The sequence below is a fragment of the Flavobacterium sp. IC2-16 genome, assembly GCF_055521455.1.
Window position 1 is genome coordinate 2,190,814 of sequence record NZ_CM145480.1, and the last position, 23,600, is coordinate 2,214,413.

30 protein-coding genes are annotated in these 23,600 nt (G+C 33.7%); 13 read left to right on the forward strand and 17 right to left on the reverse strand.

Annotated elements, in window-relative coordinates; genetic code table 11:
- Positions 1-147 precede the first annotated feature (147 nt).
- A complete protein-coding gene (locus tag ACZ1JT_RS09990; protein ID WP_465093677.1) occupies positions 148-732 on the forward strand; it encodes an RNA polymerase sigma factor in 585 nt (194 codons plus the stop codon).
- A gap of 52 nt (positions 733-784) precedes the next feature.
- Complete coding sequence (locus ACZ1JT_RS09995; protein WP_465093678.1) at positions 785-928, forward strand: hypothetical protein; 144 nt, start codon at positions 785-787, stop codon at positions 926-928.
- Positions 929-964: 36 nt separating this feature from the next.
- Here the strand turns inward: ACZ1JT_RS09995 and ACZ1JT_RS10000 are convergent, their stop codons facing one another.
- Positions 965-1,618, reverse strand: coding sequence for an endonuclease III domain-containing protein (locus ACZ1JT_RS10000; protein ID WP_465093679.1), 654 nt, complete (start codon positions 1,616-1,618; stop codon positions 965-967).
- A gap of 69 nt (positions 1,619-1,687) precedes the next feature.
- Here ACZ1JT_RS10000 and bcp point away from each other — a divergent pair, with 69 nt between their 5' ends.
- Positions 1,688-2,140: a thioredoxin-dependent thiol peroxidase gene (bcp, locus tag ACZ1JT_RS10005; protein ID WP_465093680.1), complete on the forward strand. Its 453-nt coding sequence runs from the start codon at positions 1,688-1,690 to the stop codon at positions 2,138-2,140.
- A gap of 29 nt (positions 2,141-2,169) precedes the next feature.
- Here bcp and ACZ1JT_RS10010 read toward each other — a convergent pair whose 3' ends face one another.
- Entirely contained in the window at positions 2,170-3,642 is a 1,473-nt protein-coding gene (locus ACZ1JT_RS10010) for a TonB-dependent receptor (RefSeq protein WP_465093681.1), read from the reverse strand.
- 107 nt (positions 3,643-3,749) lie between these two features.
- Between ACZ1JT_RS10010 and ACZ1JT_RS10015 the strand changes: the two genes are divergently transcribed.
- Genes ACZ1JT_RS10015 through ACZ1JT_RS10025 form a run of 3 tightly spaced genes read left to right on the forward strand, consistent with a single transcriptional unit; the run spans position 3,750 to position 5,568 of the window.
- The gene (locus ACZ1JT_RS10015) at positions 3,750-4,514 is read left to right on the forward strand and encodes an MBL fold metallo-hydrolase (protein WP_465093682.1); all 765 of its coding nucleotides are present in this window, start codon (positions 3,750-3,752) and stop codon (positions 4,512-4,514) included.
- A gap of 3 nt (positions 4,515-4,517) precedes the next feature.
- Positions 4,518-5,021: a hydrolase gene (locus ACZ1JT_RS10020; protein ID WP_465093683.1), complete on the forward strand. Its 504-nt coding sequence runs from the start codon at positions 4,518-4,520 to the stop codon at positions 5,019-5,021.
- Positions 5,022-5,064: 43 nt separating this feature from the next.
- On the forward strand, positions 5,065-5,568 hold the full coding sequence (locus tag ACZ1JT_RS10025) for a hypothetical protein (RefSeq protein ID WP_465093684.1): 504 nt from the start codon (positions 5,065-5,067) through the stop codon (positions 5,566-5,568).
- Between the two features lie 30 nt (positions 5,569-5,598).
- Here ACZ1JT_RS10025 and ACZ1JT_RS10030 read toward each other — a convergent pair whose 3' ends face one another.
- The 7 genes from ACZ1JT_RS10030 to ACZ1JT_RS10060 form a co-directional block, all read right to left on the reverse strand.
- The gene (locus ACZ1JT_RS10030; protein WP_465093685.1) at positions 5,599-6,237 is read right to left on the reverse strand and encodes an alpha/beta hydrolase; all 639 of its coding nucleotides are present in this window, start codon (positions 6,235-6,237) and stop codon (positions 5,599-5,601) included.
- 6 nt (positions 6,238-6,243) lie between these two features.
- A complete protein-coding gene (locus ACZ1JT_RS10035; protein WP_465093686.1) occupies positions 6,244-6,570 on the reverse strand; it encodes a DUF4870 domain-containing protein in 327 nt (108 codons plus the stop codon).
- 6 nt (positions 6,571-6,576) lie between these two features.
- On the reverse strand, positions 6,577-7,830 hold the full coding sequence (locus ACZ1JT_RS10040; RefSeq protein ID WP_465093687.1) for a dihydroorotase: 1,254 nt from the start codon (positions 7,828-7,830) through the stop codon (positions 6,577-6,579).
- Entirely contained in the window at positions 7,827-9,755 is a 1,929-nt protein-coding gene (locus tag ACZ1JT_RS10045; RefSeq protein ID WP_465093688.1) for a BatA domain-containing protein, read from the reverse strand. The genes ACZ1JT_RS10040 and ACZ1JT_RS10045 overlap by 4 nt, the downstream gene beginning before the upstream one ends.
- Positions 9,756-9,854: 99 nt before the next feature.
- Positions 9,855-11,201, reverse strand: coding sequence for a DEAD/DEAH box helicase (locus ACZ1JT_RS10050; RefSeq protein WP_465093689.1), 1,347 nt, complete (start codon positions 11,199-11,201; stop codon positions 9,855-9,857).
- 70 nt (positions 11,202-11,271) lie between these two features.
- A complete protein-coding gene (locus ACZ1JT_RS10055) occupies positions 11,272-12,036 on the reverse strand; it encodes a TIGR02757 family protein (protein ID WP_465093690.1) in 765 nt (254 codons plus the stop codon).
- Positions 12,037-12,047: 11 nt separating this feature from the next.
- Positions 12,048-12,743 (reverse strand): ABC transporter ATP-binding protein, encoded by a 696-nt coding sequence (locus tag ACZ1JT_RS10060; RefSeq protein ID WP_465093691.1) that lies wholly within the window; start codon positions 12,741-12,743, stop codon positions 12,048-12,050.
- 238 nt (positions 12,744-12,981) lie between these two features.
- On the opposite strand from ACZ1JT_RS10060, the gene msrA reads away from it, so the two are divergent.
- Complete coding sequence (msrA, locus tag ACZ1JT_RS10065; RefSeq protein WP_465095290.1) at positions 12,982-13,527, forward strand: peptide-methionine (S)-S-oxide reductase MsrA; 546 nt, start codon at positions 12,982-12,984, stop codon at positions 13,525-13,527.
- A 53-nt stretch (positions 13,528-13,580) separates the two neighbouring features.
- On the forward strand, positions 13,581-13,877 hold the full coding sequence (locus ACZ1JT_RS10070; protein ID WP_465093692.1) for a hypothetical protein: 297 nt from the start codon (positions 13,581-13,583) through the stop codon (positions 13,875-13,877).
- A gap of 28 nt (positions 13,878-13,905) precedes the next feature.
- On the opposite strand, the gene ACZ1JT_RS10075 is transcribed toward ACZ1JT_RS10070, so the two are convergent.
- The 7 genes from ACZ1JT_RS10075 to ACZ1JT_RS10105 all read right to left on the reverse strand — a co-directional run bounded on the left by ACZ1JT_RS10075 (position 13,906) and on the right by ACZ1JT_RS10105 (position 19,068).
- Positions 13,906-14,232 (reverse strand): DUF6787 family protein, encoded by a 327-nt coding sequence (locus tag ACZ1JT_RS10075; protein WP_465093693.1) that lies wholly within the window; start codon positions 14,230-14,232, stop codon positions 13,906-13,908.
- A gap of 30 nt (positions 14,233-14,262) precedes the next feature.
- Positions 14,263-14,700: a DUF6146 family protein gene (locus tag ACZ1JT_RS10080; RefSeq protein WP_465093694.1), complete on the reverse strand. Its 438-nt coding sequence runs from the start codon at positions 14,698-14,700 to the stop codon at positions 14,263-14,265.
- Positions 14,701-14,805: 105 nt separating this feature from the next.
- Entirely contained in the window at positions 14,806-15,363 is a 558-nt protein-coding gene (locus ACZ1JT_RS10085; RefSeq protein WP_465093695.1) for a hypothetical protein, read from the reverse strand.
- A 52-nt stretch (positions 15,364-15,415) separates the two neighbouring features.
- Positions 15,416-16,372 (reverse strand): D-2-hydroxyacid dehydrogenase, encoded by a 957-nt coding sequence (locus ACZ1JT_RS10090; RefSeq protein WP_465093696.1) that lies wholly within the window; start codon positions 16,370-16,372, stop codon positions 15,416-15,418.
- 60 nt (positions 16,373-16,432) lie between these two features.
- Positions 16,433-17,503, reverse strand: a complete 1,071-nt coding sequence (gene serC / locus ACZ1JT_RS10095; protein WP_465093697.1) for a 3-phosphoserine/phosphohydroxythreonine transaminase — start codon at positions 17,501-17,503, stop codon at positions 16,433-16,435.
- 3 nt (positions 17,504-17,506) lie between these two features.
- Complete coding sequence (locus ACZ1JT_RS10100) at positions 17,507-17,908, reverse strand: LNS2 domain-containing protein (RefSeq protein ID WP_465093698.1); 402 nt, start codon at positions 17,906-17,908, stop codon at positions 17,507-17,509.
- A gap of 101 nt (positions 17,909-18,009) precedes the next feature.
- Positions 18,010-19,068, reverse strand: a complete 1,059-nt coding sequence (locus ACZ1JT_RS10105) for an acyl-CoA reductase (protein WP_465093699.1) — start codon at positions 19,066-19,068, stop codon at positions 18,010-18,012.
- 149 nt (positions 19,069-19,217) lie between these two features.
- On the opposite strand from ACZ1JT_RS10105, the gene ACZ1JT_RS10110 reads away from it, so the two are divergent.
- A complete protein-coding gene (locus tag ACZ1JT_RS10110) occupies positions 19,218-19,568 on the forward strand; it encodes a 4Fe-4S dicluster domain-containing protein (protein ID WP_465093700.1) in 351 nt (116 codons plus the stop codon).
- Between the two features lie 38 nt (positions 19,569-19,606).
- Here ACZ1JT_RS10110 and ACZ1JT_RS10115 read toward each other — a convergent pair whose 3' ends face one another.
- Positions 19,607-20,143, reverse strand: coding sequence for a hypothetical protein (locus ACZ1JT_RS10115; RefSeq protein WP_465093701.1), 537 nt, complete (start codon positions 20,141-20,143; stop codon positions 19,607-19,609).
- Between the two features lie 209 nt (positions 20,144-20,352).
- On the opposite strand from ACZ1JT_RS10115, the gene ychF reads away from it, so the two are divergent.
- The 4 genes from ychF to ACZ1JT_RS10135 all read left to right on the forward strand — a co-directional run bounded on the left by ychF (position 20,353) and on the right by ACZ1JT_RS10135 (position 23,587).
- Entirely contained in the window at positions 20,353-21,447 is a 1,095-nt protein-coding gene (ychF, locus tag ACZ1JT_RS10120; RefSeq protein ID WP_465093702.1) for a redox-regulated ATPase YchF, read from the forward strand.
- An 84-nt stretch (positions 21,448-21,531) separates the two neighbouring features.
- Positions 21,532-22,059: an NADPH-dependent FMN reductase gene (locus ACZ1JT_RS10125; RefSeq protein WP_465093703.1), complete on the forward strand. Its 528-nt coding sequence runs from the start codon at positions 21,532-21,534 to the stop codon at positions 22,057-22,059.
- 77 nt (positions 22,060-22,136) lie between these two features.
- Complete coding sequence (locus ACZ1JT_RS10130) at positions 22,137-22,823, forward strand: murein L,D-transpeptidase catalytic domain-containing protein (protein WP_465093704.1); 687 nt, start codon at positions 22,137-22,139, stop codon at positions 22,821-22,823.
- Positions 22,824-22,915: 92 nt separating this feature from the next.
- Positions 22,916-23,587: a TIGR02117 family protein gene (locus tag ACZ1JT_RS10135; protein ID WP_465093705.1), complete on the forward strand. Its 672-nt coding sequence runs from the start codon at positions 22,916-22,918 to the stop codon at positions 23,585-23,587.
- The last annotated feature ends 13 nt before the right edge of the window (positions 23,588-23,600 follow it).

Below are 23,600 nucleotides of genomic sequence, written 5' to 3' on the forward strand. Positions count from 1 at the left end.
AAATTTAGATTTTTATTTGTAAGATAAAAAATATTTTCGTTACATTTGATTTAATTATTATCACAATTTAAACATTTGCCTATCGTATAAAAATACTTTTTAGAGTTGTAAAACTTATTCCCAAACCAAAAACTAAAAGGTATTATTATGGCTAATGTTGTACTTCCGGACGCAGTCCTAGTGAAAAAGTATGTAGGTGGAGATGAAAATGCTTTAGCTACATTAATTGAAAGGCATCAATCTAAAATTTACGGGTTTATTTATTCGAAAGTAAATGACAGAGATGTTACTGAAGATATATTTCAAGATACCTTCATTAAAGTAATAAAAACGCTTAAAACCAAAAATTACAATGAAGAAGGTAAGTTCTTGCCTTGGGTTATGCGTATTGCCCATAATTTGGTAGTAGATTATTTTAGAAAATCGAAAAAGATGCCATACTATCGTGAAACCGAAGAGTTTTCAATTTTTTCAATTATGTCGGATAATGTTCCGAATATTGAAAGTAAAATGATTACCGATCAGGTTGAAATGGATTTGCAAAAACTTATCAATGAATTACCAGATGATCAACGTGAGGTTTTGGTTATGCGTATCTACGATGATTTAAGTTTTAAAGAAATTGCCGATTTAACCGGAGTGAGTATTAATACGGCTTTAGGACGTATGCGATACGCTTTGATGAACTTGCGCAAAGTAATCGAAAAAAATCAAATTATTTTAACCAATTAAACAATATTTAAATTAGAGTTACGTTATAGCTATATAATTTAATTGTTAAGCAATGGCAAAACTCTACTCTACTAAGAAAAAAGCAATTTTGAAAATGTCACCTAAAAAAGAAACGGTTCGTTTTTTACTCAGCTATTCAAAAGCGTTGAGTATAACCAAAGCAGGTGACTTAACTTTCGAGAATATTGCTAATTAGGAAAATGCCCTGAGATGATAATTTCGGGGCATTTTTTTATTTGTTTTTAGAATACTCGTCTAGAACACTTTTCCGACCGATAGTTTTGGTAATTATATCTTTATCCAGATTCCAGCCTCTTGCAGGTGAATATTCTCTACCATACCATATAATTTGTAAATGTAGATCGTTCCATAGTTCTTTTGGAAAAATTCGTTTGGCATCTTTCTCGGTTTGCTGAACATTTTTCCCGTTAGTTAGATTCCATCGGTACATCAGTCTATGTATATGGGTGTCAACCGGAAAAGCTGGCACACCAAAAGCTTGACTCATTACAACACTGGCGGTTTTATGACCTACTGCGGGCAATGCCTCTAGCGCTTCAAAACTTTGAGGTACTTCACCGTTGTGTTTTTCAATTAAGATTTGCGAAAGTCCGTATATTCCTTTAGATTTCATTGGAGACAATCCACAAGGTTTTATAATTTCTTTAATTTCTTCTACAGAAAGTTTAACCATATCATACGGATTATCTGCTTTTGCAAACAATAATGGAGTAATTTGATTTACGCGCACATCGGTACATTGAGCCGATAACAAAACCGCTATTAGAAGGGTATAAGCATCTTTATGGTCTAACGGAATTGGGATTTCCGGGTATAATTGGTTTAAAGTATCAATTACAAATTGAACTTTTTCTTCTTTAGTCATTTTTTTATGTTTAGAAAATGTGGCAACTTTGAACAAATTTAAACTATATAACTTTTAAATAAAAATATAATGAAGATGCTTCAAAAAGGGGATAAGGCTCCAAATTTTACTGCAGTAGATCAAGACGGAAAGGAACACTCTTTACAAGAATATGCAGGAAAGAAATTGGTGGTATTTTTCTATCCGGCTGCAAATACGCCTAGTTGTACTATTGAAGCTTGCAATTTGCGAGATAATTATAGTAGTTTTATAGATAAAGGTTATGTTTTGTTAGGAGTTAGTGCCGATACTGCTAAAAAGCAATTGAATTTTAAAACAAAATATGATTTACCTTTTCCTTTGTTGGCCGATGTAGATAAAAAAGTAATTGAGGCTTTTGGAGTATGGGGCCCTAAAAAGTTTATGGGACGTGAATTTGACGGTATTCATCGAACTACTTTTGTGATAAATGAAAAAGGTATTATTGAAGAGGTTATTTCTAAAGTGAAAACCAAAGAGCATTCAGCTCAAATACTTGGATAAAAAAAGGGTTGACTTAGTCAACCCTTTTTTTATTTATTTTGTTCTTCTAATAATTTTCTTTCGTCGTAGCCAAACAAGTGGTTCTTTTTGATTAACTCGGCAATACCACCAGGAAGCATTTCTTCCCAGCCTTTTTTTCCTTTGCTAATCATTTTCAATACTTCACGAGAAAATATTTTTAGGTGATCTTTATCGAAATCTGTGATATCCATTACTTTTCCATTGTAGGCAAAAAACTTGTAAAGTTCTTTCATACGAGGGTGTACTTTTAGGTTTTGCGAATTGATAATTTCGTTTTCTTCGCCTTCCATCGGATACAAGAATACTTTTAAGTCGCGATAGAATAGTTTTCCAAAAGCTTCTAAAATACCACCACTTAAATGACGGTAGTATTTCTCATCAAAAATATCAATAAGGTTACTAACTCCCATAGCTAATCCCATACGGGCTTTCGTATATTCAGAGAAGTATTCTACAACTTTGTAGTATTCCTGGAAGTTCGATATCATTACGGTTTGTCCTAACGAACAAAGAAGTTCTGCACGATCTAAAAAGTCACGTTCGTCAATTTCACCTTCCGATCTAAGATTTGAAAGTGTAATTTCAAATACCACCAAAGCATTTTCTCGCTCCACTTTCTTTTCTTGAATAAACATTTCAAATGATTTTTCAAACATATCCATGTTTACTTTGGTAACTGGTCTAAAACTACCTCGAAGCGCTAAAATGTTCTTTTTGTATAAGATTGCAGCTGGCAAAACGTTTTTACCATCAGGGCCAAACATTACGGCTTCAGTCATGCCGTTTTTAACCAATTGAAGACTCATTAAACGATTGTCTACGTCTTCAAAACTTGGTCCTGAAAAATTGATAGTATCTATCTCTAACTGGTCTTTGTCAATATGATCGTATAAATAACGAAGTAATTTTTTAGGGTCTTTGTATTTGTAAAAAGCACCATAAATTAAATTAACGCCTAATATTCCAAGGGTTTCTTGTTGAAGTTTTGAATCGTTCTCTTTGAAACGAATGTGAAGAATAATCTCATTGTAATCTTCGCCCGGATCTACTTGAAACTTAATACCAACCCATCCGTGACCTTTAAACTGTTTTGCGAAATCTATGGTGGCTACGGTATTGGCATAACTGAAAAATAATTTTTCCGGATGTTTGCTTCGGGTTAGTCGTTCTTCGATTAAACGGGTTTCATGGGCCAACATTTTACGTAATCGACTTTCTGTTACATAACGTCCATCATCTTCCACACCATAAATAGCGTCGCTAAAATCTTTATCATATGCCGACATTGCTTTTGCAATAGTTCCTGACGATCCTCCAGAACGGAAAAAATGTCTAACTGTTTCCTGTCCGGCTCCAATTTCAGCAAAAGTTCCGTAAATGTTTTTGTTGAGGTTAATTCGTAAGGCTTTGTCTGCAACGGCGGGAACATGTTCTATTACCCTGTCACCTTTTAAAATAAGTTCTCCTTCTATGTTCTTCATGATTTCCTTTTCAGTAAGGTTCAAATTTGTGTAATATCGACAAAGTTAACAAATTACCTATTTTCACAAAAGATAAATAATCCTATTTTTGTAAAAAACATTCTAGTTTGAAAATTTATTTTTTAGGAACAGGCACATCACAAGGAATTCCGGTTATCGGGAGTAATCATCCTGTTTGTTTAAGCAACAACCCAAAAGACAAGCGTTTAAGGGTTTCTGCATGGATTCATTGGGAAGATTATTCTTATGTGATTGATTGCGGACCTGATTTTCGTCAACAAATGCTTAATTGCGGCTGTACAAAGCTTGACGGAATTTTATTTACTCATGAACATGCTGATCACACCGCTGGAATTGACGACATAAGACCGTTTAATTACAGACAAGGCGCTATGGCTGTTTTTGCACAAGAACGTGTTGTTTCAAGCCTTAAGAAACGTTTTGATTATATTTTTGAAACAGAAAATCGTTATCCGGGTGCTCCTGCCGTAGAAATTCATACAATTCATAACAATGAACCATTTGCTATTGGAAATAAAATGGCGATTCCTATAAAAGTTTGGCATGGAAGTTTAGATGTTTTTGGGTTTCGCATTGATGATTTTGCCTATTTAACCGATGTAAAAACTATAGATGAACAAGAAATTGAAAAACTGAAAGGTCTAAAAGTTTTAGTAGTCAATGCGTTACGAGAAGAAGCTCATCCCACACATTTTAGTTTGGGAGAAGCGCTGGAATTTGTAAATAAGGTTAAACCTGAAAAAGCCTACTTTACCCATATTAGCCATTTATTAGGTTTTCACGAAGAAATTGAAAATAAATTGCCAGAAAATGTATTTTTGGCTTACGATAATTTAGAAATCACATTGTAACTTATGAAAAAGATTATTTTATACTTGTTTATTTTATCATTGTTATTGAATGTTTTTCAATACATGAATTCCAATAAAATCTTTAAAACTCAAAATAAAGAGATTGAGAACGCTAAAGAGAAAATAAAAGAGGTTCGTGATTCTTCCAATATTGTGTACAACCAAATGATTGATGCTAATTATTTTTCATTGGAAATGAATGATGAAGCCTTGGAATATTTTCAAAACTACAGTATTCCAGAATTGAAGGAAAAAGTAACCAACGACTTGTTGATGCTTAATGATGACAAAAAAGGAAATTCATTAATTCCTTATGATCCAATTGATGGAAATAAATTTATCATCAATAAAATTAAGTTTATCAATCATAGATGGTTAATTGCCGATTTTTATGCAGGTCAACTTCGAGGCGAAATTTTAATTAAATATTTTGTTAACGATAATAAGCCAACCGATTTTGAAACCATCCAGTGTGTTTTATTACCAAAAGAAAAAATAACACAATAAAAATTAACTTTTTCAGTTCTTAAAATCTACGTAATTTGCAACAATGAAAAAGATAATTTACATCGCTTTTTTTGCAGTCCTGTTTGTTTCGTGTGACTTCATTTTGAAGCCGCATGACAAGGAGCCTAATGAGGCTGTTCCAGCTAAAACTGTAGTTTTGGGTAATGATCGTGATGCAAAAGGTTGTGTCACATCGGCCGGTTATATGTGGTCTGAATTGCGTGAAAATTGTATTAGAGTATTTGAAGAAGGGTATCGTTTAACGCCTTATAAAGAATCTTCTGAAGTTGCTGAGGAAGATTCAGAACAAGCTACTTTAAATGCGTATGTGATTTTTAATGAAGCCAAAAACAAAGCAGAACTTTTCCTTCCCAATAATTCAAAATCTATTATTTTGTGGAGAGAGACTGAGGGAAAACCTTATGTGAATGGAGTCTGGATGTTGGAATCGTCTAAAGGCTATGTATTGAAAAAAGAAAATAAAATTCAATATGTATCCGCAGTTCCTGAAGAGAAAAAAATTGTGGGTAGTGATACCGCCGAATAATTATAAAAAAAGCTCCGAGAGGAGCTTTTTTTATAACCAATTTTTGAAATCATAAAAGTTTTGGGGAGCAACACCATGCCCAACCGGATATTCTTTAAACGTTATATCTAATCCTAATTCTTTAATAAATTCGGGAGCTTTTCTTGCCCAATCTACTGGAATCACTTGATCGACAGTTCCATGTGATGTAAAAAATCTTAAATGAGAAAGATCTTTTTGTTTGAAATCATCCGCTACAATATCCAAATTTAAATAACCGCTAAGAGCAACAACTTGTTGTATTTTTTCAGGATAGGATAGAGCAACGGCGTAACTTAAAATAGCACCTTGGCTAAAACCGATTAATGTTATTTTTTCAGCATCAATAGGGTAGATGTGAATTAATTCGTCAATAAATTGAGCGATTAAATCACGTGATTCTTTTGCCTGGTCGTTATCTGAAAACTTATTTTCATCGGCATCAAAATGGATTGCATACCAAGCATTGCCATATGGAGGTAACGAATATGGAGCGCGTGTAGAAATCACATAATACTCATCGGGTAATTCACTGGCGAAAGAAAACAAATCTTCTTCATTGCTACCATAGCCATGAAGTAATAGTAACAATGGGTTTTTGTCTAGTTTTATTTTAGGTTCTCTAACGAGATGATATAATGATAAACTCATTGTGTATTATAAATTTTTAAACCAATCCTGGAAATAAGTTCCTACCAACGGAACTACTTTTTGTTCGTTTTGTACTGCACCAACAAATCCGTAAATCCACAGTACAAACCCGAAAACATAAAAACCTGAAGAAACCATCCAGTTATCAAAATAGCCAACAAAATAGCCTAATATCCAAAACATCAAGTTGATACCTAGTGCTTGTCGGATATGAAAAGCGGCAAAGCGATCTCTAGGCTCGTTATTCATAAACAAAGCGATAATGGTTCCTACAATAGTAATGTAACTAATTATAGCAGTTGTTTTACCGTTATCGAGAGTAGTATTTTCCATAATTAATTAGTTTAAAATTAATTGTTTGTTGTTGTATATACCGTATGCTTTTCCTTTCATGTTTCGATTTAAAAAAGCTGAATTTTTAGATTTGGACAGTATATCAGATTTAGTAAACGTCCAAGTTTCATCTGGATTAAAAAGGCTTAATATGGCTTTGTTTCCTTCTTTAATTGAAGGTTTTTCTATTCCGAAAACCATTTTTCCATTTGTCAAACAACCAATAATTGTATTCAAAGGTAGCACATTTTGCAAAGAACCAAAAGCACTTTCGAGTCCTATTGTTCCATTTTTTGCGTTATCAAATTCCATTTTCTTGAACTCAATATCAATCGGATTATGATCGGAAGTAATCATGTCTATAGTGCCATCAAGAATGCCTTCTAATAAAGCTTTACGGTGTTTTTCATCTCTAATAGGCGGAGCAACTTTGAATCGAGAATCGAAACCTTCTAAAACATCATCATTTAAAACCAAATTATGAACAGCAACCGAACAAGTTACGTTTAGTTTTTTTGCTTTTGCTTCTCGAATCAATTCCACCGATTTTGCCGATGAAACGGTTGGGATATGTAGTTTTCCTCCAGTATATTCTAGTAAAAACAAGTTTCGCGCTATTTCTAATTCTTCTGCTAATGCCGGAATTCCTTTTAATCCCATACGTGTACTGGTTAATCCTTCATGAACTACACCATTTCCTTTTATGGTTTTGTCTTGGCAAAAAGCTATGAGCAAACCATTAAAATCCTGAACATATTGCAATCCAATCTTTAATAAATTTGCATTGTTGATAGTTTTGTTATAATCTCCAAAAGCTACAGCTCCGGCATTTTTCATATCGAACATTTCAGCTAAATCGTTTCCGTCACTGTTTTTTGTAAAAGCTCCAATTGGGTGTAACTGAGTTGCATAACCGGCAGCCTTATTTAATACAAAACTAATTTGAGACTGATTATCAATTACAGGATACGAATTGGGTTGCAAAGCAACATTGGTAAATCCGCTTTTGGCAGCAGTTGTCAATCCATTTGCAATAGTCTCTCTATCTTCAAATCCGGGTTCTCCGAATGAAACTGAAGAGTCAAACCAGCCTTGCGATACATGTAAATTGTCTAATTCGATAACCGAAAACGTTTCATTAGAGGTTATGTTTTCGCCAATTTCGGTTATTAGACCGTTTTCAATTTTTATGTCTTTTTTCTGATTGTGAAAAGGACTTTCAGAATCGATTATAGTTGCGTTTTTAAAAATTACGTTCATTTTACGAATTTTTGGATTAGTAGTTCAAGTATTAAAAATAGTAGTGTTGCGATAACAAAATATTTCCATATTTCATTACCAGTTCGTGTTGAATGAATATCGTTAAATACGGTTGAAACAGATCCCGCCGAGGTAAAATTGTCAAATAAATTAGCGCTAACTTTAGTTAAATCACTTTCTGTTCGGGGATTGTTAAAGCTTATATTTTTTAAAATTTCTTTGTTTTTTAAAACTGAAAAATTTCCGGCTTCAGTTGGGTACTCTCCAAACGACAATTTAATTTTGTTATTTAGAATTTGTTGCATTGGTATAAAATCGGAACTGGAATTTGCAACAGTTACCACTTCATCTTTCGATAGTATAACATCCAAAATTACATTTTGATTTTCGCCAATAGTATAGGCAGAAATACCTGTTTTTTGGTTGTTCTGTGCCATGTTGTAAAACGTTGGAACAATTAATGGTGAATTTTGAAAATTGCTATTTGACTTGTTTATTGGAGCCGAGAAAATATAAAAATTACCAATTTTATTGGTTGTAGATCCAAGGAAAAAACTTTGATCGGCATAACTTAAAACCGGAGAAACTGAACCACTAAAAGTAAAGGTATTATTGGTTTTAGGATATTGGAAGTTATCGGTTTTTTTCTCAAAAACGGTTTGATATAATGGGTGATTGAATGCAATTTTCGTGATTTGTTTTTCCTGACTCTGATTTCCATTTACCTTTAAATTTGAAAAGTTACTTAGAAAGCTATTCAGGTTTTGTGCCGAATCATCTGCGGCAGGAATCAGAATGATATTTCCACCTTTTGCATAAAAATCCTTTAAAGTTGTACCTAAGGCTTGAGGAATATCTGTTAATTCATTTAAAACCACAGCATCTTGACTTTCAATTGTGTTGTAGTTTAATTCTTTTAACTCGGAAAAGGTTGTTGTAAATTCGTCTGAAGTGTAAATTCGATTTAAAAAGTCACTTTTTGTTTTATCTCCAATAATGGTTACAGCTCCTTTTTTTGGTTTTGAAATACTGAAGTAATAGTTGTTGTCGTACGCTAAACTGTTATCTTCTATAGAAACATATCCGTGAAAATCGGATTTAGGGAGTGTGAATGTAACCGATTTTTTTGCTCCCGACATTAGTATAACGGTTTTGGCTATTAAGTTTTTACCATTATAAACGGCTGTTGGAACTTCTTGATTTACGTCGCCGTAGGATGAAATATCAACCTTAATTTCGTAAAAATTGTCTAAATGTTGATTAATCGTAACATTGTCAATACTAACATTGCTTTTGTTTTCTGCTTTTGGAATTAAAGCATAAACAGACGAATAGTTGGCTAGTTTTTCAATTCCTTCGGGTTTTGTTGCAATAGCATCGGTAATGACAACAATATCTACTGGAGTGTTTCTTTTTTTAGTTTCTATTTTAGTTAATAGAAAATCCAGTTGAAAAGGCGTAGCACTATATTTTAAATTTTGTAAATCCTTTTGAATGGATTTGATATCGGTATCCCAAAAACTATCAGTATTAGTAAGTAAGGAAAACCGTTGATTTTCGGGTGTGTTTTCTAATAAATCCTGAACGGCTCTTTTTAAAAGTTCACCATTGCTCCCTTTTGCTTGCATGGAAAATGAATTATCCAAAATAATAACCATTTCATTTGAAGCACTTTTACTATCTTTTGCTTTAAAATAAGGCTGTGCAAAGGCAAAAATTATACAGGCTAATAGTAACAAACGTGTTGCCAATAACAACCATTTTTTAATTGTAGCGCTTTTTCGGGTTTGTATTGAAAGTTCTTGTAGAAGTTTAACGTTGGTAAAATATTCTTTTTTAAAACGTCGTAACTGAAATAAATGCACTAAAATTGGTATTACCAATAGAAAAAGGGAATACAGAATTTCAGGATGTTTGAATTGCATTTAGTTGTAAAGATTTTTCAAAGATAATTAATTTTAGTTTTCAGTCGTAGTTACAGTGTTCAGTTTTTGGTATCTGTCAACTATGACTGTCAACTATGACTATTTTTTCTTTCTCTTAGCGGCGCGAGTCCTTTCTACGCCACGATTGGTTGGTTTGGTTTTCCTTGGATTTCTTTTACCAGGACCGCCTAAATTCACTTTTTTATTCTTATCCGATTTTTCATGAAAAGCAGCTCCACCTTCTAACTTTGGTTTTTTTAAGAGGAACTTTATTTTTTTCTTCTCTTTTTCGAATTCAAGTCTTTTTTTTTCCACTTTTACAGAAGAAGGCAATTCAAGAATTTCAAGCTCTTTTTCCATTAAAAGTTCAGCTTCCACTTGGTATTCTTCTTCTTTAGCATCAATGAAACTAATTGCAATACCATTTTTATCTGCACGACCGGTTCGCCCAATTCGGTGAATATATTGCTCCGGTACTTCTGGAAACTGCATGTTGATAACGTGACTAATATCAGAAATATCCAATCCACGCGCCATGATGTCTGTAGTTACTATTCCTCTAATTTCTCCATTTTGGAAGCTTTCCATCGTGTTTAAACGATAATTTTGCGATTTGTTGGAATGAATTACACCAAATTGCCCCGGGAAATCTTCTTCTAAAAGATCCATTAAAATATCGGCTACCTTTTTATTGTTCACAAAAACCAAAAGGCGTTCCATATTTTCTTCTTCTGAAAGTAATTTTTTTAGAAGATTTACTTTTGTTAGAAAATTAGGAACATTATATGCCAACTGAGTTATCTTTTCTAGTGGTGTTCCTGAAGGAGCCAATGATACTTCTTCTGGAAAATCGAAGAATTCTTCCAAAAGTTCATCCACTTCATCAGTCATTGTCGCCGAAAACAGAATATTTTGGCGTTTAGGTCGCATCATGGATAATATCGATGTGATTTGAAAACGGAAACCTAAATTCAAGATTTCATCGAATTCATCAATAACCAATTTTTGCATTTCATCAAAACGAACTACATTATCCAATGCTAAATCCATCATACGGCCTGGAGTACCAACTAGAATATCGACACCTTGGTAAACAGAGGTTTTTTGGGTGTTGATGTTCACGCCACCATAAACCCCAAGTACACGAACCGACATATATTTGGTAAGTTTTTCTACTTCTTCGGCAACTTGAACAACCAACTCACGAGTAGGAACGATTATTACCACTTTTGGCGTATGTGTTGGTGTAAATTTCCACTGTTTTAATATGGGAAGTAAATACGCATAGGTTTTTCCTGTTCCTGTTTGAGCAATACCCATAACATCACGGCCAGACATAATTACCGGAAACGACCTTTCCTGAATAGGGGTAGGTGTTGTTAGGCCAAGTTCATCAATAGCTTTTTGTAATGATTTTGGAAGTGAAAATTGCTCAAAACTGCTCATAATCTGGATATTTTGGGCAAAGATACGTTTTTTTACCGGTTGTAGAAGATTTCGAATTTTAGAGCTCTTGCTAGAAACCTTCAAACACTCCTAATCCAAATAAGGCAAAGTCGTATTTCACAGGGTCTGATTTGTCTAAAAGGCGTAGGTTGGTATCCAGTTCTAAGAGTGCTTTTCCATCATTTTGTTTTCGGGTAAGGAGTTCTAGTTTTCGAGCTACATTACCGGAATGAACGTCTAGCGGACATGATAATTTTGAAGGTGAAATGGTATTCCATATCCCGAAATCAACTCCCTTGTTGTCGTTTCTGCACATCCAACGCAAATACATATTGATACGTTTTGCTGCCGAGCCTTTCATCGGGTCGGAGATGTGTTTTTCAGTTCTAGGTAATGTATTGTGAGATAAGAAAAGCTTCTTAAATTCGGATATGCTTTTTTGCATGGAATCTACTTCTTGGTTGGAACTGAAAACGGTTTCCAAGCCGCCATAATTAACATATAGGTTTTTTAAGTTTTTAATAAAACCAATAAAATCTTGTCCGTTAAAAGTGCGATGTACAAAATGTTCTAAATGCTTTAAATCGTTTTCTTGGTGCGACATCACAAAATCGTATGGAGCATTACCCATTAATGCCATCATTTTTTTAGCATTATTGATAATCATTTTTCGGTTTCCCCAAGCAATAGTTGCTACCAAAAAGCCTGAAATTTCAATATCTTCTTTTACAGTAAAAGAGTGTGGTATTTGTATTGGATCAGTCTCAATGAAGTTCGGATGATTATATAAATCTACTTTTTCATCAAGAAATGATTTCAGTTCATTAAAATCCAAATGCAGAGAAGTTAAATGTTAGACACTTCTGTTTTCTTAATCACTTCATTTCGAATATCACCATCAACCATTACTAATTTGCGGTCTGCCATATCGGCTAATTCTTCATTATGTGTTACAATTACAAATGTTTGACCAAATTCATCACGAAGTTTAAAGAAAAGTTGGTGTAGGTTTTCTGCCGAATGGGTGTCTAAATTTCCAGAAGGTTCATCAGCAAAAATTACTGCAGGTTTGTTGATTAAGGCTCTTGCAACAGCTACACGTTGTTGTTCTCCTCCAGACAATTCTCCTGGTTTATGCTCGTATCGATGCGAAAGGCCTAAATAATCTAAAAGACGTTTGGCTTCTGTTTCGGTTTCTTTTTTGTCTTTACCAGCAATAAAAGCAGGGATACAAACATTTTCCAAAGCTGTAAATTCTGGAAGTAATTGATGGAACTGAAAAATAAAACCCAATTGTAGATTTCTGAATTTTGATAAGGTTTTGTCGTTCATTTTTAAAACATCAACACCATTAATAACAAGTTCCATGTTTTTTTCTGTACTGGGCTTATCAAGCGTTCCTAATATTTGTAATAGGGTAGTTTTTCCAGCACCCGAAGCCCCAACAATAGAAACAACTTCACCTTTTTCAATATGTAAATTGACACCTTTTAGAACGTGAAGTTTGTCAAAGTATTTGTGAATGTTTTTAACTTGTATCATTTGTTGGACTTTTTACAAAGAAACAAAGAATTTTGGTAAAACGAAATCCAAAGCGGTCAATGTTTCGTATAGTATTATAAAGTTTCGTTAACGAATAAAGTTTCGTTTTAGAATTGGTTAAATTTGATAAAAAGAAAAGAAAATGAGAGTCTTTTATGTATTTTTAATAGTATTGTCTACCATTTCATGTCAATCGAAAGATAAAAACAAGATTGTAGATAAAAATAACAGTAACAGTATGAGTGAACAAAAAGGCTTAGAAGTAGCTACTGTAGCCGGTGGGTGCTTTTGGTGTACAGAAGCTCTTTTTTTAGAGTTGAAGGGTGTGAAAAAAGTAGTATCGGGATATACTGGAGGTAAAACAAAAAATCCTACTTACGAAGAAGTGTGTTCGGGTTATACCGGTCATGCTGAAGCTATTGAAATTACTTTTGATCCCAAAGAAATCTCTTATGAAGATATTTTGGAAGTTTTTTTCGCAACCCATGATCCTACTACAATCAACCGACAAGGAGCTGATGTAGGTTCGCAATACAGAAGTGAAGTTTTCTATCATTCGGAAGCACAAAAGAACGCAGCTGAAAATTTTATTAAGTTACTTAATGATCAAAATATTTTTGGAAAAAAAGTGGTTACTAAAATTTCTAAGGCTTCCGTGTTTTATCCTGCCGAAGATTACCATCAGAATTATTATAACCGCAATAAAAATCAAGGTTATTGTTCAGCGGTTATTAGCCCTAAGTTAGATAAACTTCGCAAAAATTATAAATCGAAGTTGAAATAAAATAGTTTTTTTGTTTGGCATCGGATTTGCATGATATTCTGAAAATAGTAAACATGGATGAAGTAAGTGTAAAAGTTTTTGAAGAAGAAAAAAGAAAGAAATTGATACTGAGTATCGTTTTTGATTTGATAGGGTTTGCTTCTTATTTGATTCCTGGTTTAGGGGAATTGGTCGATGTGATTTGGGCTCCAATAGCGGGTTTTATATTGGCTAGAATGTACAAAGGAACGGTAGGAACAGTAGGAGGAATAACAGTTTTTATTGAAGAATTGTTACCCGGTGCCGATTTTATTCCCACATTTACTCTAACTTGGATGTATACTTATTGGATAAAAAAAAGCAATAATTAAATATAGGTTTGAAATGAAATAGGAGCGTTTAAGCTCCTTTTTTATTTTGAAACAGATTGGCAATCCATCCTAGTTTCATTCCGCGAAGCATTTTAAAAACAAAATTTTTAAAGAAAGTATGTTGTCCGAAAATAGTACCAATTAGTACTAAAAGAATTTTGTATACCGGAAGTATAATTAAAATATACAGCATCCAATACAATACAGGATGAATTGAATCGCGGGTAATGCCAAGCCATAAAAGTATAGGTTTTGAAAGATAGGAAGCAGTAGTTCCTGTAATAGCGAAAACGGTAATGATAATCACCATTTGCCAATTACTTTTTATACCCCAACGCTCTTTTAAATTTGACATTTTATACTAGAATATGGTCAAAAATACAAATTATGGGCGAGGTAAGAAACCGCTTAGGCGAATATTGTTTTTCATTTGAAAATAAACTAAATAGTTATAAAGCAAATAATTTACTTCATAGCCATAATTAGTGCCACTTTGATAATCTATAATACTTAAAAATAAATCACGGTCTCTATCTGTTCTTGGAAAGCGAGCGCGATTATTCCATTCGATTACGCATGGTATGTTGTGTGTTTCTAGATAATTTTGAGAATAAAAGCCTCTAGGTTTTGCAGTAGAGCGCAACCATGAATTAAAGCCACCATCTATTATTAAGACTTCATATTCTAACGAGTCGTTGGCAATTCGAACCGTGTCGTTAACTGCCAGATCCTTGTTTGTTGACGCTAATGGTTTTGAAGTAGAATTACAACTTAAAAAAACGATTAAGCTCATTAAAGTCAATATGAACATGATTTTTTTCATCGCTTATTTTCTTATAAAGGTACTTAATTTTTTAAAGTTGGATTATTGATTTAACAAAAAAAGCCAAACAAAACTGTTTGGCTTTTTATATGTTTTTTTAGAGATTTACTTCCCGAAAATCTTACCTAGAAGGCCGCCAAAAAGGCCACCGCTTTTTCCAGACATTGCTGCAGCAGCATCGCTAATGTCTACTTTTCCATCATTGTTTTGATCTAAACCAAATTGACCTCCGTACTTGGTTACTGCATCCATTAATCCACCTGAATTTCCTCCTCCAATCGCATTGATGATGTCGGAAATTTCAAATCCTTTATGATTAGGGTCTTTTGCATTTTTGATTAATGAACCCAATACTTTCGGTATCATGCTTCCAGCAACTCCTGAAGCTGCATCACTACTTAAACCGTATTTTTGTCCTAAATTCCCAGACAGTTGTTCGGTTAATTGTTTAACTACAGGGTTAGAAGAATCAATAGAACCATTATTTAGTAAACCTGCAATGTCTCCAACGTTTCCTTCAGAAACCATATTTTTTAATCCGGATAAAATCGAATTACTTGTTTCGTTCATTACAGCATCATTGTGCTCGTTTGGAACCGCTTGATTGTTGACAATAGCATCACCACCAAATTGTTTTACTAATTCTGATATTTGTTCTAACATGAATTTAAATTTTAAGGTTAAGTATCAAATTTAGTGAATTTCTGTAAAAAAATTAGTCATTTTTCAATAAACTAATGATTTGGTCAGCAAGTTCAGTTCCAATACGATCTTGAGCTTCTAATGTTGCAGCGCCAATGTGGGGTGTTAGTGAAACTTTAGGGTGCATTAAAACCTGAACTGCAGGCGTAGGCTCTTCTTCAAAAACGTCTAAACCGGCAAAAAGTACTTTTCCTTCATCTAAAGCTTCTAATAATGCCACTTCGTTAATGATACCTCCACGAGCACAGTTAATAATTCCTACTCCGGTTTTCATCATGTCGAATTCTTCTTTTCCAATTAAATGATTCCCTAAAAAAGGAGTGTGTAAAGTAATAAAATCAGAATGTTTAAAGATGTCTTCAATAGGTTCTGTTTCGATGTTTACATTGATAAATTGCCCGTTGTAAAAATCCACCTTAATAGTTGCTTCGTCCACATGTTTATCGGATGCTAAAACCTTCATGCCAAGTCCTAAAGCAATACGAGCTACTTCACGACCAATTCGTCCAAAACCAACAATTCCGATAGTTTTTCCGCGAAGTTCAATACCATTAGCGTACGCTTTTTTTAGTGCGTTAAACTGGGTGTCACCGTCTAATGGCATATTTCGATTAGAATCATGTAAAAAACGAACACCTGTAAACAAATGCGCAAATACCAATTCGGCTACCGATTCGGAAGATGAAGCTGGGGTATTTATTACGTGGATTCCTTTTTGAATGGCATAATCAACATCGATATTGTCCATACCAACACCGCCACGACCAATAATTTTAAGGCTAGGGCAATTGTCTATAATATCTTGGCGTACTTTGGTTGCACTACGAACCAATAAAACGTCAATTTTGTGAGTGTTTATGTAATTGGCAACTTGCTCTTGAGCTACTTTAGTTGTAATTACTTCATATCCGGCATTTTCGAGCGCTTTTATTCCGCTATCTGAAAGTCCGTCATTGGCTAATATTTTCATTTATTTTTATTAATTGAACGATTTAAAATTTAAATTCACTACGGTGACTGCGACTGAAAACTAGAATTTATTTTCCAATTCCTTCATTACATTTACTAATGCTTGAACACTTTCGATAGGTAATGCATTATACATCGAAGCACGATAACCACCTACAGAGCGATGTCCATTTATTCCTGAAATTCCGGCTGCTTTCCACATCGAATCGAAAAGCTCTTTGTGATTTTCGTTTGCTAGTAAAAAAGTTGCATTCATGTTGGAACGGTCTTCTTTTACAGTTGTTCCGACAAAAAGTGGGTTTCTGTCGATTTCATCATATAGCAGTTTTGCTTTGGCTTCGTTTTGCTTTTCAATTGCTTGAATTCCTCCTAGATTTTTTAGCCATTGCATAGTAAGAAGCGACGTGTATACTGCAAAAACGGGCGGAGTATTGTACATGCTTTCTTTCTCGATATGCTGTTGGTAATTCATGATATTCGGAATAGTTCTTCCGGTTTTTCCTAAAAAAGATTCTTTTACTACAATTAGAGTTACACCAGCTGGGCCCATGTTTTTTTGAGCTCCAGCGTAAATCAAATCGAATTTTGAAAAGTCTAAAGTTCTTGAAAAGATATCGGAACTCATATCACACACCATTGGAACATTTGTTTCAGGAAAACTTTTCATTTGTGTTCCGAAGATGGTGTTGTTACTGGTGCAATGAAAGTAATTTGCATCACTCGGGATATCAAAATTTTTAGGGATATGATTGTAGTTTTCGTTTTTTGAAGATGCAACAACTACAGTTTCTCCAAACGCTTTGGCTTCTTTAATAGCACCGCTAGCCCAAGTTCCAGTATCTAAGTATGCTGCTTTTCCGTTAGCTTGCATTACGTTATATGGAATTCGTAAAAACTCCATGCTTGCTCCACCTTGTAAAAATAATGCTTGATAACCTTTATCGGTTAATCCCAATAATTCCAAAGCAAGCGCTCTGGCTTCTTCCATTACAGCAACAAACGATTTATCACGATGTGAAATTTCTAAAATTGATAAACCTAAATCATTGAAATTTAAAACAGCTTGTGCAGCTTTTTCAAAAACTTCTTGAGGCAAGATACAGGGTCCGGCACTAAAATTATGTTTTTTCATTCTTTAATCATTAAATACTTGAATGACTACTTCTTTTTCTACTAAGTCGGTAAATTTACCATTATATCGGGTAGCTTTTACCAGGTGATTGTCAATCCAGTGGTAGTTGCCACCTCTAGGTTTTCCAAATAAAATACTGTGAAATTTAAATCCGTGTTGGTTTAGCCATTGTGTAGTTACTTCTCGATGTTCTTCGGTTCTGGAAGTGAAAAAGCAAATTTGGTGACCTTCGTCATACCACTTGTTTACGGTTTCGAGTGCATCGGGAAATGGCTGGCATGTGACCATTCTTTCGGGTTGTTCGTTTGGAACATCTTCCGTAATTGTACCGTCAATGTCAATGAGGTAATTTTTAGTCCCATCAGTTAAAATCGGACTAACATTGTTTTTGTGTTCTAGTTGCATTATGTTGTGTGTTTAATGCAAGCAAATTTCCAAAAAAAGAAACGATTTCAGAAATAAAATAACAACAAAGGGACAATAAATGTGAATTTGGGTATAAACGGCTATATTTTGTTAAGAAATGCAAGGGTGTCGACATTATCGGCATAATCCCAAAGTTTTGGTTTTTGAGTTTGTCCGAATGGAATGCTGTTATGTGTTAATCCGTTGGAAACCAAACACTGAATTTTATCTTCATCTTCAATTAAACGCGATTTTAGTAATTCTAAATCGGTATAATATTCATAAAAAACAGATGAAATAGGTGAGGAATAACCGTTGTCTTCTTTCAATGTCAAGAATTCGTTGTCTAGTAATGGAAACAAACTCATCAGAAAAACAGCTTTATTATAATCGTAATTGCTGGCATATTTTTCATAATGAATGATGTCGCCATATGGGTATATCGCTTCAAAAAACAATTTAAAATCATACCCTTTTGGAACAAACAGTTTGGAAACGTTTCTACAACCTAATCCGAAATAACGGAAAATATCTTCACCTAATTTGGTTAAATCTTCTTTAGATTCATTTCCGTTTAAAATGGCTGCTGAATTTCTGTTTTTGCGAATGATGCTAGGTTTATCTTTAAAATAATATTCGAAATAACGTGCTGTATTATTACTTCCAGTTGCTATAACGGCATCGAAATTTTCTAGTTTTCCTTCGGCGAAAATAATTTTGTTTTCTAAATTGGGCTGAATGCTAATTAGGTATTTCGCTAAAAAAGGCAAAAGCTTTTGGTCGTTAGATGATAATTTTACCAATACGTTGTGACCGGAAACCAACACCGATAAAAAATCATGAAAACCAACTAATGGAATGTTTCCGGCAAGAATTAACCCGACAGTTTTGGGTTTTACGACATTAAAATTATAGTTAGCGAGCCATTGATTTAAGTTGGCTTCAGTTAAAGCTTCAGCCCAAGAATTAATGGAAAAATATACTTGTTCTGGTGTAAACCATCCGTTGTGAGATTGCGATAATTCGATTAAAGCAATAAAATCATCAAAAAATTGGGCGTTGTTTTTCACTTCAGAATTTATAACATTTTCCTTTTCAGAGAATTGATTCAAAAACTTCCCTAACTCAATAAAAGCTGTAATAATTTCTTTTTGTGACATCGGATGCTTGTTTATATATGGTTTACATTGTAATTTTGCACAAAAATAAGTCTTTTTGTATTAAGCGATACGCTTTACGCATTAAGCTTCGTTTATTTATCAAATTATTAAGGCCAAATAGCAATAGCTTATGGCATAAAGTATAAAATATGGCAATTGTAATAACGGATGAATGTATAAACTGCGGGGCTTGCGAACCCGAGTGTCCAAACACAGCAATATATGAAGGTGCCGATGATTGGCGCTGGAAAGATGGTACGCGATTAAGTGGTAAAATTGTTTTGCCTGATGGTACCGAAGTTGATGCCGATGCGGCACAAACCCCAATTTCGGATGATATTTATTATATTGTTCCTGGGAAATGTACCGAATGTAAAGGTTTTCATGAAGAGCCTCAATGCGCTGCGGTATGTCCTGTAGATTGTTGTGTGCCAGATGATAATCATGTTGAAACGGAAGATACGTTGCTTAACAGACAATCGTTTTTGCATAACGAATAAAAAAAAATCCCGGTTTAACCGGGATTTTTTATGTCAATTTATTCTTTTATCAATTCAAATTTTTCAAGAGTCATCTTGTCGTTCTTATCGTCGTAGGTTTCTAAAATTAAATTTCCATCACTGTCAAAATAACCTACAGAGACTTTATTTTTATTGATGTACAAATAATTGTTGTTGGATGTTTTTCGTAAAAGAGCCATTTTTTTGCTATCAGGTAAAGTCATGGTGTATCCACTTTTGTCTACAGCTACCTGATATTTTTGTCCATTTAGCAAATAATAAGCCGATCGGTCAACATCTACAGTACGAGTTACACCATCAACGGTAACTTCTGTTGTTGAGGTAACTTGAACCGGTGTTTGTTTTACATCTTTATTGAGTTTTTTAGATTCCGCATCTTGTAATTCAATATTCTGAACTTCATTAATTTTTTCTTTTTTGATAATTTTTCGTTCACCATCAGAATCCTTTATGGTTGTTACAGTAGTTTTTACCTCCTGTTGTACGTTTTTGTTTTGGGACTGTGCGTAATTGAATGCAATAATCGCGATAAGACTTAAAATTAACTTTTTCATAATATTTTGATTTTATTATTCGTATTTAACAAAGTTAATAGGAATATTTTTGGTAAAATATTAAAAAAATCATAAAACATTGTTATTGCTAATCTTTGTCGTGTGTTTGTAAAGGAGTTTATTCTTTTCATTTTAAATGGTATATTTGCACACTTTTTAGAATCACATTCAAACCTCTGCTGTATAGAAATAGCAGTAAATAGTAAAATATGAAAGCAGGAATTGTAGGATTACCAAACGTAGGGAAATCAACACTTTTTAATTGTTTGTCCAATGCTAAAGCACAAAGCGCAAATTTTCCGTTTTGTACAATCGAACCTAACATTGGTGTAGTAAACGTACCCGATCCAAGAATTGCACGTTTGGAGGAATTGGTAAAACCAGAGCGTGTTCAAACGGCAACTGTAGATATCGTGGATATTGCAGGTTTGGTAAAAGGAGCTAGCAAAGGCGAAGGATTAGGGAATCAATTCTTGGGAAATATTAGAGAATGTAATGCTATTATTCACGTGTTGCGTTGTTTTGATAACGACAATATTGTTCACGTAGATGGTAATGTGAATCCAATTCGTGATAAAGAAACTATCGACATTGAATTGCAGTTAAAAGACTTGGAAACAGTTGATAAGCGTTTAGAAAAAGCGAACAAAGCTGCTAAAGTTGGAAATAAAGAAGCTTTAGCTGAACAAGCGCTTTTAAATCGAATTAAAGAAACGTTGTTAAATGCTAAATCGGCGCGTACGGTTACCTTGCAAAATCAAGATGAAGAAGAATTAATGGAGAGCTTCCAATTAATTACTTCTAAACCGGTTTTGTATGTATGTAATGTAGATGAAAGTGCTGCGGTTAATGGTAACAAATATGTTGACCAGGTTCGTGAATTGGTAAAAGATGAAGATGCTGAAGTTATTATACTTTCTGTAGGGGCTGAGGCCGATATTAACGAATTGGAAAGCTACGAAGAACGTCAAATGTTTTTGCAGGATTTAGGGTTAACAGAACCGGGTTCGGCAGTGTTAATTCGTGCAGCGTATAAACTATTGAAATTACAAACGTATTTTACTGCTGGTATTAAAGAAGTACGTGCTTGGACAATTAATATTGGAGATACAGCACCAAAAGCAGCAGGTGTAATTCACACCGACTTCGAAAAAGGATTCATTCGTGCTGAAGTAATTGCTTTTGATGATTATTCGAATTTCGGTTCGGAAGCTAAAGTAAAAGAAGCAGGTAAATTAAGAGTAGAAGGTAAAGAATATATCGTGAAAGATGGTGATGTAATGCATTTCCGTTTTAATGTATAATAGAATAGATAGAGTAATAAAAAAGCGAAACAAATATGTTTCGCTTTTTTATTACTTTTAAGTCAAGTAAAAAAGATTTTAAATATGAAAATAATCGCTTTTGGAGGTAGTAACAGCAAAAACTCAATCAATAAAAAATTAGCAACCTATGTGTCTCATTTGTTTGAAAATGCTGAGATTGAAGTTTTAGATTTAAATGACTATGCTTTACCGCTTTTTAGTGTTGATTTGGAAAAAGAAATTGGGAAACCACAACTAGCAACCGATTTTCTAAATAAAATTGGTGAAGCAGAAATTCTTGTTGTGTCTATGGCAGAAAATAATGGGAATTATTCTGTGGCTTTTAAAAATATTTTCGACTGGGCTTCACGGCAACAAAAAGATGTTTTTCAACAAAAAGCAATGCTGCTTATGGCAACTTCACCCGGCGGTAGAGGAGGGGCATCGGTTTTAGAGATAGCAAAAAATGCTTTTCCAAGATATGGAGCTACCATTGTTGCAACGTTTTCACTTCCAAGTTTTAACGATAATTTCGATGTGGAAAAAATGGAAATTTCCAATCAAATTTTCGATAATCAAATTAAAGATATTGTAAAAGGACTTAGTTTTTAATTGAAATAAAATAGTAAAAAAAGCGTTAAACGGAAATGTTAGATAGTTAAATAAGAATGCTTTTTTGCGTCGTTTTTATGAGAAAATCAAGTGAAATTATAGTGTGTTTTGTGGTGATGCTTTTTGTTACTTCCTGTAACGTAAAAGAAAATAATTTTGCACAAACTATTCTTCAAAAAGAGGCAAATAAAAGTGATTCGAACTCTTTATTTCAGGAAAAATTAGAAGAAGAAACAGAAAGTGATTTGTTGAAGGAGAAGTCTAAAGAGGCTAAGGAATTTTGTATTAGAAAAGGATTAAATGCGGATATTTTCTTTTTAATCGATTTGAAAAAACATTCTGGGTTAAAACGATTTTATGTATGGGATTTTAAAAATGATTCAATATACCATTCTTTTATGGTAAGTCATGGATGTGGCAGTAATCCGTGGGGTAGAGATTGGTCAAAAGAAAATCCTGAAATAAGTAATGTGGATGGCTCGCATGCTTCTTCTGTTGGAAAATATATTATTGGAAAACGCGGATACAGCAATTGGGGAATAAATGTTAATTATCTTCTTTACGGACAAGATCCCTCCAACAGTAATGCCTTGCAGCGGCAAATTGTTCTTCATTCTTGGGAAGAAGTGTCCGATTCCGAAGTTTATCCAAACGGAACACCAGAAGGTTGGGGGTGTCCTGCGGTTTCAAATTCTAGCATGAAACTTATCGATGCGATGCTGAAAAAATCCAATAAAAATGTTTTGCTTTGGATTGTAAAATAACTGAGTTTATTCTTTCATTAAACCGTGTAATTCTTTTAAATAATTTGTTTTTTTTGGCTCAATAATTGCTGTTGTATTTAAAAACACACTTGATGAAATTTCTTAAAATATTTTTAAAAACGATATTAGGAATAGTATTGTTTCTGCTTCTTTACGTTGTAGCAGTTTTTGGGTTGTCTAAAATAACTGTAAATGCTGAAATTTCTCAACCTAAAAAAGGCATTGAAATATATTTACTATCCAATGGTGTGCATACCGATATTGTTGTTCCGGTTAAATCGGAGCTCATAGATTGGTCTGAAAAGGTGCCTTATCAATATACAAAAGCAAAAGATACTACAGCAAAATATTTGGCTTTTGGTTGGGGTGATAAAGGTTTTTATTTGAATACACCTACATGGGCCGATTTAAAATTTTCAACGGCATTTAATGCGGCATCTGGTTTGAGTACATCAGCAATGCATTGCACATTTTATAAGAAGATGAAACAAGATGAACGTTGTCGTAAAATTGTTGTTTCGGAAGAAAACTACAAAGGTTTAATCGATTTTATTCAGCATTCATTTCAAAAGCAAGGGAATAAATTTATAAAGATTGAAACCGAAGCTGTTTATGGGACTCATGATACCTTTTATGAGGCAAACGGAAGTTATAGTTTGTTTTACACCTGTAACACTTGGGCAAACAGTGCCTTGAAAGCCGCTAACCAGAAAGCGAGTTTATGGACTGTTTATGATAAGGGAATATTTTGTCACTATGAATGAGTTTTAAGTTAAA

Coding starts and splice junctions, on each gene's coding strand:
- ACZ1JT_RS09990 (WP_465093677.1), top strand. CDS start 148: ATGGCTAATGTTGTACTTCCGGACGCAGTCCTAGTGAAAAAGTATGTA.
- ACZ1JT_RS09995 (WP_465093678.1), top strand. CDS start 785: ATGGCAAAACTCTACTCTACTAAGAAAAAAGCAATTTTGAAAATGTCA.
- ACZ1JT_RS10000 (WP_465093679.1), bottom strand. CDS start 1,618: ATGACTAAAGAAGAAAAAGTTCAATTTGTAATTGATACTTTAAACCAA.
- bcp (WP_465093680.1), top strand. CDS start 1,688: ATGAAGATGCTTCAAAAAGGGGATAAGGCTCCAAATTTTACTGCAGTA.
- ACZ1JT_RS10010 (WP_465093681.1), bottom strand. CDS start 3,642: ATGAAGAACATAGAAGGAGAACTTATTTTAAAAGGTGACAGGGTAATA.
- ACZ1JT_RS10020 (WP_465093683.1), top strand. CDS start 4,518: ATGAAAAAGATTATTTTATACTTGTTTATTTTATCATTGTTATTGAAT.
- ACZ1JT_RS10025 (WP_465093684.1), top strand. CDS start 5,065: ATGAAAAAGATAATTTACATCGCTTTTTTTGCAGTCCTGTTTGTTTCG.
- ACZ1JT_RS10030 (WP_465093685.1), bottom strand. CDS start 6,237: ATGAGTTTATCATTATATCATCTCGTTAGAGAACCTAAAATAAAACTA.
- ACZ1JT_RS10035 (WP_465093686.1), bottom strand. CDS start 6,570: ATGGAAAATACTACTCTCGATAACGGTAAAACAACTGCTATAATTAGT.
- ACZ1JT_RS10040 (WP_465093687.1), bottom strand. CDS start 7,830: ATGAACGTAATTTTTAAAAACGCAACTATAATCGATTCTGAAAGTCCT.
- ACZ1JT_RS10045 (WP_465093688.1), bottom strand. CDS start 9,755: ATGCAATTCAAACATCCTGAAATTCTGTATTCCCTTTTTCTATTGGTA.
- ACZ1JT_RS10050 (WP_465093689.1), bottom strand. CDS start 11,201: ATGAGCAGTTTTGAGCAATTTTCACTTCCAAAATCATTACAAAAAGCT.
- ACZ1JT_RS10060 (WP_465093691.1), bottom strand. CDS start 12,743: ATGATACAAGTTAAAAACATTCACAAATACTTTGACAAACTTCACGTT.
- msrA (WP_465095290.1), top strand. CDS start 12,982: ATGAGTGAACAAAAAGGCTTAGAAGTAGCTACTGTAGCCGGTGGGTGC.
- ACZ1JT_RS10070 (WP_465093692.1), top strand. CDS start 13,581: ATGGATGAAGTAAGTGTAAAAGTTTTTGAAGAAGAAAAAAGAAAGAAA.
- ACZ1JT_RS10075 (WP_465093693.1), bottom strand. CDS start 14,232: ATGTCAAATTTAAAAGAGCGTTGGGGTATAAAAAGTAATTGGCAAATG.
- ACZ1JT_RS10080 (WP_465093694.1), bottom strand. CDS start 14,700: ATGAAAAAAATCATGTTCATATTGACTTTAATGAGCTTAATCGTTTTT.
- ACZ1JT_RS10085 (WP_465093695.1), bottom strand. CDS start 15,363: ATGTTAGAACAAATATCAGAATTAGTAAAACAATTTGGTGGTGATGCT.
- ACZ1JT_RS10090 (WP_465093696.1), bottom strand. CDS start 16,372: ATGAAAATATTAGCCAATGACGGACTTTCAGATAGCGGAATAAAAGCG.
- serC (WP_465093697.1), bottom strand. CDS start 17,503: ATGAAAAAACATAATTTTAGTGCCGGACCCTGTATCTTGCCTCAAGAA.
- ACZ1JT_RS10100 (WP_465093698.1), bottom strand. CDS start 17,908: ATGCAACTAGAACACAAAAACAATGTTAGTCCGATTTTAACTGATGGG.
- ACZ1JT_RS10105 (WP_465093699.1), bottom strand. CDS start 19,068: ATGTCACAAAAAGAAATTATTACAGCTTTTATTGAGTTAGGGAAGTTT.
- ACZ1JT_RS10110 (WP_465093700.1), top strand. CDS start 19,218: ATGGCAATTGTAATAACGGATGAATGTATAAACTGCGGGGCTTGCGAA.
- ACZ1JT_RS10115 (WP_465093701.1), bottom strand. CDS start 20,143: ATGAAAAAGTTAATTTTAAGTCTTATCGCGATTATTGCATTCAATTAC.
- ychF (WP_465093702.1), top strand. CDS start 20,353: ATGAAAGCAGGAATTGTAGGATTACCAAACGTAGGGAAATCAACACTT.
- ACZ1JT_RS10125 (WP_465093703.1), top strand. CDS start 21,532: ATGAAAATAATCGCTTTTGGAGGTAGTAACAGCAAAAACTCAATCAAT.
- ACZ1JT_RS10130 (WP_465093704.1), top strand. CDS start 22,137: ATGAGAAAATCAAGTGAAATTATAGTGTGTTTTGTGGTGATGCTTTTT.
- ACZ1JT_RS10135 (WP_465093705.1), top strand. CDS start 22,916: ATGAAATTTCTTAAAATATTTTTAAAAACGATATTAGGAATAGTATTG.